The organism is Pseudomonas sp. NFPP24 (assembly GCF_900112095.1).
In the GTDB taxonomy this organism is placed as follows: Bacteria; Pseudomonadota; Gammaproteobacteria; order Pseudomonadales; family Pseudomonadaceae; genus Aquipseudomonas; species Aquipseudomonas extremorientalis.
Genome location: NZ_FOKD01000013.1, coordinates 40,602 through 52,807, shown reverse-complemented (window position 1 = coordinate 52,807; position 12,206 = coordinate 40,602). Strand labels below are relative to the sequence as shown.

Genomic DNA, 12,206 nt, shown 5'->3' with positions numbered 1-12,206 from the left:
ACCGGCGGCATGAGAATTTATGTCTGGCGGTAGGTAGCCATCGCACTTTGTGGTTAACTTCCGCCTCTCGAATTCGTTTCATCAAACCCAGCATAAGGATTCTGTTCATGGCTCAAGTCACCCTTCGTGGTAATCCTGTCCAGGTTGAAGGCGAACTGCCGAAAACCGGCTCCACCGCTCCTGAATTCAGCCTGGTTGCTGTCGACCTGTCGCAAGCGACCCTGGAAACCTTCGCCGGCAAGCGCAAGGTTCTGAACATCTTCCCAAGCGTTGATACCCCGACCTGCGCGACCTCGGTACGCAAGTTCAACGCCCAGGCCAACGACCTGAGCAACACGGTCGTGCTGTGCATTTCCTCTGATCTGCCGTTTGCCCAGAAGCGTTTCTGCGGCACCGAAGGCCTGGACAATGTGCTGAGCCTGTCGGACTTCCGCAACGCCGACTTCGCTGTCGACTACGGCGTTTCCCTCGCCGACGGCCCACTGCAGGGCCTGACCGCCCGCGCCGTGGTGGTACTGGACGAGAACAACACTGTGCTGCACAGCGAGCTGGTTGCGGAAATCGGCCAGGAGCCGAACTACGAAGCAGCCCTGGCTGTTTTGAAGTAACTGTTTCGGTACGTTACTGTCGTTTTGCAGTAACACGCGTGATGCATGATTGCGGCCTGGCCTAGTCCAGGCCGTTTTTATTTGTGTCTCAACTGCTTAGCGAAATAGCGGGCAGACTAAGATCAGAAGTTAAAAGTTGTAAGCCCAAGGTAAATAGCCGGTAAAGGCGCTTTTCTAAATGCGCCCCAGTGCTTATCTTTCAGCCTCCCAAAGAAGAAGCTCTCGCGCCCAATGGTTGATCACTCCATGCAATCCTCCCCCCGTAAGTCCCGCCGCTGGCTGTTCGGCCTGCTTGTGCTGCTGGTTATCGCCGGCCTGTGCTGGAAGTTCTGGCCCGGCAGCCATAAGGATGGCGCCGAAAAGCCCGCGGGCCATGCCGGCAAGACGGGGATGATGCGCCCGGGGTTCGGCGGCTCCGCCGGCCCGGTACCGGTGCGCGTGGCGCCCGCCGTGCTGGGGGAGTTCCCGGTGTACTACAAGGCGCTGGGCACGGTGACCGCGCTCAACACCATCAATGTGCGCAGCCGGGTAGGCGGCGAGCTGGTGAAGATTGCCTTTGAGGAAGGCCAGATGGTCAAGGCCGGCGACCTGCTCGCCGAGATCGACCCGCGCAGCTACCAGAACGCCTTGCTCCAGGCCCAGGGCACGCTGATGCAGAACCAGGCTCAGTTGAAGAACGCCCAGGTCGATGTGCAGCGTTACCGCGACCTGTACGCCCAGGACAGCATCGCCAAGCAGACCCTGGACACCGCCGAAGCGCTGGTCCTGCAATACCAGGGCACGGTCAAGACCAACCAGGGCGCGGTGGATGACGCCAAGCTCAACCTCGAATTCACCAAGATCCGCGCACCGATCAGCGGCCGCGTGGGCCTGCGCCAGGTCGACGTAGGCAACCTGGTGGCGGCCAACGACACCACCTCACTCGCGGTGATCACCCAGACACAACCGATCAGCGTGGCCTTCACCCTGCCGGAAAACACCCTGGAAACCGTGCTCACCCGCTACCACGCCGGCAACAAGCTGCCTGTAGAGGCCTGGGACCGTGGCGACGTGAAGAAGCAGGCTACCGGCGTGCTGCAAAGCCTGGACAACCAGATAGACGTCACCACCGGCACCCTGAAGTTCAAGGCGCGTTTCGATAACAAGGACCAGGCGCTGTTCCCCAACCAGTTCGTCAATGTGCACTTGCTGGCCGATACCCTGCATAACGTGGTGCTGGCGCCGTCGGCGGCGATCCAGTTTGGCAACACCGGAACCTTCGTCTACGTGCTGGACGGTGACAAGAAGGTCAAGATGCAGCCCCTGGTGGTCGGTGATTCCGATGGCGACAACACGGTGATCAAAGAGGGCCTCAAGGCTGGCGACCGCGTGGTGTTGGAAGGCACCGACCGCTTGAAGGACGGCAGCGAGATCGAAGTGGTCAACGACAGCAGCGAAGTGCCGACCACCCCGACCGAACACCTGCAAGGCAAGCCTGCGGCTAAAGGGGAGACCGGTGCCACCGCCGGCAAGGCGCAAAAGGTCGGTTCATGAACCTGTCGCGGCTGTTTATCCTTCGCCCGGTCGCCACTACGCTGAGCATGCTGGCCATTGTCCTGGCCGGCATCATCGCGTACCGCTTGTTGCCGGTGTCGGCCTTGCCCCAGGTGGATTACCCGACGATCCGGGTGATGACCCTGTACCCAGGGGCCAGCCCGGACGTGATGACCAGTGCGGTCACCGCACCGCTGGAGCGCCAGTTCGGGCAAATGCCCGGCCTCACACAGATGGCCTCCACCAGTTCCGGCGGAGCGTCGGTGCTGACCCTGCGTTTCAACCTCGATATCAATATGGATGTCGCCGAGCAGCAGGTGCAGGCCGCGATCAACGCGGCCACCAACCTGCTGCCCAAGGATCTGCCGGCGCCGCCGGTGTACAACAAGGTCAACCCGGCGGACACCCCGGTGCTGACCCTGGCGATCACCTCCAAGACCATGCTGCTGCCCAAGCTCAATGATCTGGTGGATACGCGGATGGCGCAGAAAATCGCGCAGATCAGCGGCGTCGGCATGGTCAGCATCGCCGGCGGCCAGCGCCAGGCGGTGCGCATCAAGGTCAACCCCGAGGCCCTGGCGGCCAACGGCTTGAACCTGTCCGATGTGCGCACGCTGATCGCCGCGTCCAACGTCAACCAGCCCAAGGGCAACTTCGACGGGCCGACCCGTGTGTCGATGCTCGATGCCAACGACCAGTTGGTCTCGCCCGCGCAATATGCCGAACTGATCCTGGCCTACAACAACGGCGCGCCATTGCGCCTCAAGGACGTGGCGCAGATCGTCGACGGCGCTGAAAACGAACGCCTTGCCGCCTGGGCCAATGAAAACCAGGCGGTGCTGCTGAACATCCAGCGCCAGCCGGGTGCCAACGTGATCGAGGTGGTGGACCGCATCAAGGCATTGCTGCCCAGCATCACCGACAACCTGCCGGCCGGCCTCGATGTGACGGTGCTCACCGACCGTACCCAGACCATCCGCGCCTCGGTCAAGGATGTGCAACACGAATTGCTCATCGCCATCGCCCTGGTGGTCATGGTGACGTTCCTGTTCCTGCGCCGGGTCAGTGCCACGATCATCCCGTCCATCGCCGTGCCGCTGTCGCTGGTGGGCACCTTTGGCGTGATGTACCTGGCCGGATTCTCCATCAACAACCTGACGCTGATGGCGCTGACCATCGCCACCGGGTTCGTGGTGGATGACGCGATCGTGATGCTGGAGAACATTTCCCGCTATATCGAGGAAGGCGAAACACCACTGGCCGCCGCGCTCAAGGGCGCCAAGCAGATCGGTTTCACCCTGATTTCCCTGACGCTGTCGCTGATTGCGGTGTTGATCCCGCTGCTGTTCATGGCCGACGTGGTCGGGCGCCTGTTCCGTGAGTTCGCCATTACCCTGGCGGTGGCGATCCTGATTTCCCTGGTGGTGTCCCTGACCCTCACGCCGATGATGTGCGCACGCTTGCTCAAGCGTGAGCCAAAGGAGGAAGAGCAGGGGCGTTTCTACAAGGCCAGCGGTGCCTGGATCGATTGGTTGATTGCGCGTTACGGGAGCATGTTGCAGTGGGTGCTCAAGCACCAGCCACTGACCCTGCTGGTGGCCATCGCCACCCTGGGCCTCACTGTATTCCTGTATCTGGTGGTGCCCAAGGGGTTCTTCCCGGTGCAGGATACCGGCGTGATCCAGGGCATTTCCGAAGCGCCGCAGTCGATTTCCTTCGCCGCCATGAGCCAGCGCCAGCAGGAGCTGGCCAAGATCATCCTGGCCGATCCGGCGGTGGAAAGCCTGTCGTCGTATATCGGTGTGGACGGCGATAACGCTACCCTCAACAGCGGGCGCCTGTTGATCAACCTCAAGGCCCACGGCCAGCGTGACTTGAGCGCAGCCCAGGTGATCAACCGTTTGCAGCCGCAGATCGACAAGCTGGTGGGCATCCGCCTGTTCATGCAGCCGGTGCAGGACCTGACCATAGAAGACCGTGTGAGCCGTACCCAGTACCAGTTCAGCATGTCCTCGCCGGACGCCGAGCTGCTGGCGCTGTGGAGCGACAAGCTGGTGCATGCGCTCAGCCAGTTGCCGGAACTCACTGATGTGGCCAGCGACCTGCAGGACAAAGGCCTGCAGGTGTACCTGGTGATCGACCGCGATGCGGCCTCGCGCCTGGGCGTGAGCGTATCGACCATCACCGACGCCCTGTACGACGCCTTCGGCCAGCGGCAGATTTCCACCATCTACACCCAGGCCAGCCAGTACCGCGTGGTGTTGCAGGCCCAGTCCGGCGAGACACTCGGGCCGGACGCGCTGAACCAGATCCACGTGAAAACCACCGATGGCGGCCAGGTGCGCTTGTCCAGTCTGGCCCATGTGGAACAGCGTCAGGCGCAGTTGGCGATTGCCCATATCGGCCAGTTCCCGGCGGTGATGATGTCGTTCAACCTGGCCCCCGGCGTCGCGCTGGGCAAAGGCGTGGAGCTGATCAACCAGACCCGGAAAGACATCGGCATGCCGGTGGGCGTGCAGACTCAGTTCCAGGGCGCAGCCCAGGCGTTCGAAGCGTCGCTGTCGAGCACCTTGCTGCTGATCCTGGCGGCGGTGGTCACCATGTACATCGTGCTCGGTGTGCTCTACGAGAGCTATATCCACCCGATCACCATTCTCTCGACCTTGCCATCGGCGGCGGTGGGAGCCTTGCTGGCCTTGCTGCTCAGCGGCAATGACCTGGGCATGATCGCGATCATCGGCATCATTCTGTTGATCGGTATCGTCAAGAAGAACGCGATCATGATGATCGACTTCGCCCTCGACGCTGAACGCAACCAGGGCCTCGACCCGCAGACCGCCATTTACCAGGCGGCGCTGCTGCGCTTCCGGCCGATCCTGATGACCACCCTGGCGGCGTTGTTCGGCGCGGTGCCGTTGATGCTGGCCACCGGTTCCGGCGCGGAATTGCGCCAACCGCTGGGCCTGGTGATGGTCGGCGGTCTGCTGGTGAGCCAGGTGTTGACGCTGTTCACCACCCCGGTGATCTACCTGTACTTCGATCGCCTTGGCCGCCGCTGGCGCAAAGAGCCGCAAAGCCTGGAGCCGGTTGAGTCATGAACCTGTCCGGACCTTTCATCCGCCGGCCGGTCGCGACCATGCTGCTGAGCCTGGCGATCCTGTTGCTCGGCGGTGTCAGCTTCAACCTGCTGCCGGTATCGCCACTGCCGCAGATCGATTTTCCGGTGATCGTGGTATCGGCCAGCTTGCCCGGCGCCAGCCCCGAAGTGATGGCGTCTACCGTGGCCACGCCGCTGGAGCGTTCGTTCGGCGCGATTGCCGGCATCACCACCATGAGCAGTTCGTCGAGCCAGGGCTCCACCCGGGTGATCCTCGCGTTCGATTCCGACCGCGACATCAACGGCGCGGCGCGGGAAGTGCAGGCGGCGATCAACGCCTCGCGCAACCTGCTGCCCAGCGGTATGCGCAGCATGCCCACCTACAAGAAGATCAACCCGTCCCAGGCGCCGATCATGGTGCTGTCGCTGACCTCGGACGTGTTGCAGAAGGGCCAGTTGTACGACCTGGCCTCGACCATTCTTTCCCAGAGCCTCTCGCAGGTTCCGGGTGTGGGCGAAGTGCAGATCGGCGGCAGCTCCCTGCCGGCCGTGCGCATCGAGCTGGAGCCCAAGGCTCTCGACCAGTACGGCGTGGCCCTCGATGATGTGCGCAACACCATCGCCAACGCCAACCAGCGCCGGCCCAAGGGCTCGCTGGAAGACAATGAGCGTAACTGGCAGATCCAGGCCAACGACCAGTTGGAAAAGGCCAAGGACTACGAGCCGCTGCTGATTCGCTACCAGAACGGGGCTGCCCTGCGCCTTGGGGATGTGGCCAAGATCAGCGACGGTGTGGAAGACCGCTATAACAGCGGCTTCTTCAATAACGACTCGGCGGTACTGCTGGTGATCAACCGCCAGTCCGGTGCCAACATCATCGAGACGGTGCGGCAGATCAAGGCGCAGTTGCCGGCGTTGCAGGCGGTGCTACCGTCCAGCGTCAAGCTGAGCCTGGCCATGGACCGCTCGCCGGTGATCACCGCCACCTTGCATGAAGCCGAGATGACCTTGCTGATTGCCGTGGGGCTGGTGATCCTGGTGGTGTACCTGTTCCTGGGGAATTTCCGCGCCTCGCTGATCCCGACCCTGGCGGTGCCGGTGTCGCTGGTGGGCACCTTTGCGGTGATGTACCTGTACGGGTTCTCGTTGAACAACTTCTCGCTGATGGCGTTGATCCTGGCCACCGGCCTGGTGGTGGACGATGCCATCGTGGTGCTGGAGAACATCTCCCGGCACATCGACGAAGGCGTGCCGCCGATGAAGGCGGCGTATCTGGGCGCACAGGAAGTCGGCTTTACCTTGCTGTCGATGAACGTGTCGCTGGTGGCGGTGTTCCTGTCCATCCTGTTCATGGGCGGGATTGTCACCAACCTGTTCCGCGAGTTTTCCATCACCCTGTCGGCGGCGATCATTGTGTCGTTGATTGTCTCGCTGACCCTGACCCCGATGCTCTGCGCGCGCTGGCTGAAACCCCACGTCAAAACGCAGATGACCGGTTTGCAACGCTGGAGCCAGAAGATCAACGACCGCATGGTTGCCGGCTACGCCACCAGCCTGGACTGGGTGCTGCGCCATCGGCGCCTGACCCTGCTCAGCCTGTTGCTGACCATCGGCATGAACGTGGCGCTGTACGTGGTGGTGCCGAAAACCTTCATGCCCCAGCAGGACACCGGCCAATTGATCGGTTTTGTGCGCGGTGACGACGGCCTGTCGTTCAGCGTGATGCAGCCGAAAATGGAGACCTTCCGCAAGGCGGTGCTCAAGGACCCGGCGGTGCTCAGCGTGGCCGGCTTCATCGGCGGCAACAACGGCACCAACAACGCGGTGATGCTGGTCCGCCTCAAGCCCATCAGCGAGCGCAAGGTCTCCGCCCAGGCGGTGATCGAGCGTCTGCGCAAGGATGTGCCGCTGGTGCCGGGCGGGCGTCTGTTCCTGATGGCCGACCAGGACCTGCAATTCGGCGGTAGCCGCGACCAGACCAGTGCGCAGTATTCCTACATCCTGCAAAGCGGCGACCTGGCGGCGTTGCGCCTGTGGTACCCGAAAGTGGTCGCGGCGCTGCGCGAGTTGCCGGAACTCACCGCCATCGACGCCCGTGAAGGTCGCGGTGCGGCGCAGGTCACGTTGATTGTCGACCGCGACCAGGCCAAGCGCCTGGGGATCGACATGAACATGGTCACCGCCGTACTGAACAACGCGTACAGCCAGCGGCAGATTTCGACCATCTACGACAGCCTCAACCAGTATCAGGTGGTGATGGAGGTCAACCCGAAATATGCCCAGGACCCGATCACCCTCAACCAGATGCAGGTGATCACGTCCACGGGCGCACGGGTGCCGTTGTCGACCATCGCCCATTATGAGAACAGCCTGGCCGACGACCGCGTCAGCCACGAAGGCCAGTTCGCCTCGGAAGACATCGCCTTCGACATGGCGCCCGGCGTGACGGTGGAGCAGGGTACGGCCGCCATCGAACGGGCGATTGCCAAGGTCGGCTTGCCGGAAGACGTGATTGCCAAGATGGCCGGTACCGCCGATGCCTTCGCGGCCACGCAGAAGGGCCAGCCGTTCATGATCCTCGGCGCGCTGGTGGCGGTGTACCTGGTGTTGGGCATTCTGTACGAAAGCTACATTCACCCGCTGACCATTCTCTCGACCTTACCCTCGGCGGGTGTCGGCGCCATGCTCGCCATTTACCTGACGGGAGGCGAGTTCAGCCTGATCTCCCTGCTGGGCCTGTTCCTGTTGATTGGGGTGGTGAAGAAAAACGCGATCCTGATGATCGACCTGGCGTTGCAGCTGGAGCGCAATGACCGCATGGGGCCGCTCGAATCGATTCGCAGTGCCTGCCTGCTGCGCTTGCGCCCGATCCTGATGACCACCCTGGCGGCCATCCTCGGCGCCTTGCCGTTGCTGCTGGGTGCCGGCGATGGCGCGGAAATGCGCCGTCCCCTGGGCCTGACCATTATCGGTGGCCTGGTGTTCAGCCAGGTCCTGACCCTTTACACCACCCCGGTGGTTTACCTTTATCTCGACCGCGCGCGCCACCGCTTCAACGCCTGGCGCGGCGTGCGTACCGATGCTGCCCTGGACACTGCGCTATGACCGATTCAACCTTTGCCCGATTGGCCCTGTTCCGTGGTTCCCGCGTGGCGAGCCTGGTGCTCTGCGGCGTGTTGCTCAGCGCCTGCGCCGTCGGCCCCGACTACAAACGCCCGGAAGTGGTCGAGCCGGCGCAATTCAAGGAAGCCAAGGGTTGGCGCCAGGCCACCCCCAGTGATTCCCTGGCCCGTGGCGCCTGGTGGGAGTTGTACGGTGACCGCCAGCTCAATGAGCTGGTGCTGCGCCTGAACAGCTCCAACCAGACCGTGGCCCAGGCCGAAGCGCGCTTTCGCCAGGCCCAGGCACTGGTGCGCAGTTCCCGTGGGGCGTTTTACCCCACCGTCGACCTGAGTGCCGGGAAAACTCGGGCCAGCCAGGGCACTGGCAGCAGCAGCGCCAGCCTGAGCAGTTCCAGCAGCGGTATCCGCGACACCCTCAATGCGCAGTTGGGCGTGAGCTGGGAAGCGGATATCTGGGGCAAGCTGCGCCGGGGCCTGGAGGCCAATGAGGCCAGTGCCGAAGCCAGCTCGGCGGACCTGGCGGCGATGCGCCTGAGCCAGCAGTCGGAACTGGTGCAAAGCTACCTGCAACTGCGCGTCATGGATGAACAGACACGCCTGCTGCAAGCGACCCTGGAGACTTATCAGCGCTCCCTGCAAATGACCGAAAACCAGTACCGCGCCGGTGTTTCCGGCAAGGACGCGGTGGCCCAGGCGCAGACCCAGCTCAAGACCACCCAGGCCAGCCTGATCGACCTGATCTGGCAGCGCGCCCAGCTGGAAAACGCGATTGCGGTACTGATTGGCGAGGCGCCGGCCAACTTCAACCTGGCGGTGAGCAAGGACATCCCGGCGCTGCCGCAGATCCCGGTGAGCCTGCCCTCGCAGTTGCTTGAGCGTCGCCCGGACATCGCCTCGGCCGAACGCTCGGTGATCGCCGCCAACGCCAATATCGGCGTGGCCAAGGCGGCTTACTACCCGGACCTGACCCTGAGCCTGGCCGGTGGTTACTCCAGCAGCACCTACGCCGACTGGATCAGCCTGCCGAACCGCTTCTGGTCGGTGGGGCCAAAGCTGGCCATGACGCTGTTCGATGGCGGCCAACGTTCGGCTGAAGTCGACCGCACCGTGGCCTCCTATGACGAAACCGTCGCCAAGTACCGCCAGACGGTGCTGGATGGTTTCCGCGAAGTGGAAAACTACATGGTGCAGCTCAAGGTGCTGGAGGACGAGGCGGTGGTCAGCAACGAAGCGCTGGCGGCAGCGCGTGAGTCGCTGCGCCTGACCCAGAACCAGTACAAGGCCGGGCTGATTGCCTACCTGGATGTGGTCACTGTGCAGGCCACGGCCCTGAGCAACGAGCGCACGGTGCTGACCTTGCTGCAGACGCGCCTGGTGGCCAGTGTGCAATTGATCGCCGCGTTGGGCGGTGGCTGGGATGGACAGACACCGATCGCCGACAAAAACTGAAGATCAACTCGATCCAATGGGTGGGCTTGCTGTGATGAACAGGCGTGTTGAGGTTGGCGTGCCCGCTCACCACAATAAGCCCGCTCACCAAGTCCCACCGCCATATTTGGCCTCAACAAACCCTCGTTTTGAGTCATCCGATTGGCGTCAAAATGCCACTAATGGCGCTCTGATAATTAATCAAGTACTCAAGAATTATTCTCGCTACAATCGCCCGCTTTGCCATTTCGCACGGGCCTTTCGGGCTCGCTGTGCACGAGAAGTCCCATGCTCATCGGTAGTTACTCGCCCTCGCTGGTCGTGATCTCACTGTTCGTTGCGATCCTCGCTTCTTACACCGCGCTGGACCTTTCTGGCCGCATCGCCACCGCCAAGGGGCGCGCCGTTTACTTATGGATCACTGGCGGATCCATGGCGATGGGGGTGGGGGTGTGGTCCATGCACTTCATCGGCATGCTGGCTTTGCGCTTGCCGTTTACCCTGGGCTTCGACCTGGGGATTACCGCGCTGTCGTTGCTGATTGCGGTGCTGTCCAGCGGCTTTGCCTTATGGCTGGTCAGCCAACCGCGCCTGCCGGCCTGGCAGCTGGGGTTGGGGGCGCTGATCATGGGCACCGGCATTGCCAGCATGCACTACACCGGCATGGCGGCGATGCGCATGACGCCGGGCATCGATTACGACCCGACGCTGTTTGGCGCTTCGTTATTGATCGCGGTGGTGGCCTCCGGTGCAGCGTTGTGGATCGCCCATAATCTGCGCCGCAATACGCCGTATGTGCGCCTGGCCCGGGGTGGGGCGGCGGTGGTGATGGGGTTTGCCATCGTCGGTATGCATTACACCGGCATGGCAGCCGCACGCTTTGCCGATGAGAGCTTCTGCGGCGCGGCACTGAACGGTTTGAGCGGCAAGGGCCTGGATAACCTGGTGCTGGTTACCACCCTGGCGGTGCTGGCCATCGCTTTGCTGACGTCGTTGCTCGACGCACGCCTGGAAGCGCGCACAGCGGTTCTCGCCGACTCCCTGAGCCAGGCCAACCAGGAACTGACCCACCTGGCCCTGCACGACATGCTCACCGGCCTGCCCAACCGCACCTTGCTCGCCGACCGCATCCAGCAAGCCATGCAGGCGGTAAAAGAGCAGGGCGGCTGTTTTGCGCTGATGTTTATCGACCTGGACGGCTTCAAGCCGGTCAACGATGCTTTTGGCCACCATATGGGCGACCAGTTGCTGCGCGAAGTCGGCCAGCGCCTGCGTGAAGACTTGCGCAGTCACGACACCCTGGCGCGCATCGGCGGCGATGAGTTCGTATTGCTGGTGCAACTGACCCAGCCGGACGATGCCCTCGGCCTGGCCGAGCGCCAGGTGGTGCTGATCAACCGCGCCTTCCAGGTGGCCGAACATGAGTTGAAGATCTCCGCCAGCGTGGGCATCGCCGTGTTCCCGGGCAACGGCAATAACCCCCAGGAATTGCTGATGAACGCCGACGCCGCGATGTACCACGCCAAGGGCATGGGCAAGAACGGCTACAGCTTCTTTGATGCGTCGATGAACACCAACGCGCGCAAGCAATTGCAGTTGTTGCAGGACCTGCGCAATGCGGTGGAACAGCAACAATTTCGCTTGTACTACCAGCCCAAGTACGATGCGGCCAGTGGCATTGCGGTGGGGGCCGAAGCGCTGTTGCGCTGGGAGCATCCACAACAGGGCCTGTTGTTGCCGGCGACGTTTATCGAATTGGCGGAAAAGACCGGGTTGATCATCCCCATCGGCGAATGGGTACTCGATGAAGCCTGTCGCCAAATGAGCCTGTGGTACGCCCAGGGCTACGAAGATTGGCGTATCGCCGTGAACCTGTCGGCGCTGCAGTTCTGCCACGCCGGGCTGGTCAAGAGCGTGGCTCAAGCCCTTGAGCGTCATCGCTTGCCAGCCAACAGCCTGACCCTGGAAATCACCGAGACCACCGCCATGAGCGACGCCGATGCGAGCATGACGGTGTTGCAGCAGTTGTCGGACATGGGCGTCGATCTTTCCATCGATGACTTCGGCACGGGTTATTCCAGCCTGATGTACCTCAAGCGCCTGCCGGCCAACGAGTTGAAGATCGACCGTGGGTTTGTACGCGACCTGGAGCACGACAGCGATGATGCCGCCATCGTCTCGGCCATTGTCGCCCTCGGCCAGGCCCTGGGCCTGCGTATTGTTGCCGAAGGGGTGGAAACCGATGTGCAACAGACCTTTCTCACGCGCCTGGGGTGTAACTCCCTGCAAGGTTATCTGCTGGGCCATCCGTTGCCGGCGGAAGGGTTCATGGTCGACATCCAGCGTGCCGAAGACACCTTGGCGCCTGACAAAAGCCGTGCATGACGGGTATTCTTGGATCCAGCCCTAAACATCAGG

Annotated in this window: 6 protein-coding genes; all 6 read left to right on the top strand. The window is 62.6% G+C overall.

Annotated features, from left to right (window positions below; all coding sequences use genetic code 11):
- The first annotated feature begins 107 nt into the window (after positions 1-107).
- The 6 genes from tpx (at position 108) to BM026_RS24040 (ending at position 12,173) form a co-directional block, all read left to right on the top strand.
- Complete coding sequence (gene tpx / locus BM026_RS24065) at positions 108-608, top strand: thiol peroxidase (RefSeq protein ID WP_092249064.1); 501 nt, start codon at positions 108-110, stop codon at positions 606-608.
- A gap of 231 nt (positions 609-839) precedes the next feature.
- Entirely contained in the window at positions 840-2,141 is a 1,302-nt protein-coding gene (locus tag BM026_RS24060) for an MdtA/MuxA family multidrug efflux RND transporter periplasmic adaptor subunit (RefSeq protein WP_093514485.1), read from the top strand.
- Entirely contained in the window at positions 2,138-5,239 is a 3,102-nt protein-coding gene (locus BM026_RS24055; RefSeq protein WP_093530349.1) for an MdtB/MuxB family multidrug efflux RND transporter permease subunit, read from the top strand. Before BM026_RS24060 ends, BM026_RS24055 begins: the two co-directional genes overlap by 4 nt.
- Positions 5,236-8,343: an efflux RND transporter permease subunit gene (locus BM026_RS24050; protein ID WP_071490593.1), complete on the top strand. Its 3,108-nt coding sequence runs from the start codon at positions 5,236-5,238 to the stop codon at positions 8,341-8,343. The genes BM026_RS24055 and BM026_RS24050 overlap by 4 nt, the downstream gene beginning before the upstream one ends.
- On the top strand, positions 8,340-9,809 hold the full coding sequence (locus BM026_RS24045; protein ID WP_092249070.1) for an efflux transporter outer membrane subunit: 1,470 nt from the start codon (positions 8,340-8,342) through the stop codon (positions 9,807-9,809). The genes BM026_RS24050 and BM026_RS24045 overlap by 4 nt, the downstream gene beginning before the upstream one ends.
- A 267-nt stretch (positions 9,810-10,076) precedes the next feature.
- Positions 10,077-12,173, top strand: a complete 2,097-nt coding sequence (locus BM026_RS24040; protein WP_093127678.1) for a putative bifunctional diguanylate cyclase/phosphodiesterase — start codon at positions 10,077-10,079, stop codon at positions 12,171-12,173.
- The last annotated feature ends 33 nt before the right edge of the window (positions 12,174-12,206 follow it).

Coding starts and splice junctions, on each gene's coding strand:
- BM026_RS24050 (WP_071490593.1), top strand. CDS start 5,236: ATGAACCTGTCCGGACCTTTCATCCGCCGGCCGGTCGCGACCATGCTG.
- BM026_RS24040 (WP_093127678.1), top strand. CDS start 10,077: ATGCTCATCGGTAGTTACTCGCCCTCGCTGGTCGTGATCTCACTGTTC.
- BM026_RS24045 (WP_092249070.1), top strand. CDS start 8,340: ATGACCGATTCAACCTTTGCCCGATTGGCCCTGTTCCGTGGTTCCCGC.
- BM026_RS24060 (WP_093514485.1), top strand. CDS start 840: ATGGTTGATCACTCCATGCAATCCTCCCCCCGTAAGTCCCGCCGCTGG.
- tpx (WP_092249064.1), top strand. CDS start 108: ATGGCTCAAGTCACCCTTCGTGGTAATCCTGTCCAGGTTGAAGGCGAA.
- BM026_RS24055 (WP_093530349.1), top strand. CDS start 2,138: ATGAACCTGTCGCGGCTGTTTATCCTTCGCCCGGTCGCCACTACGCTG.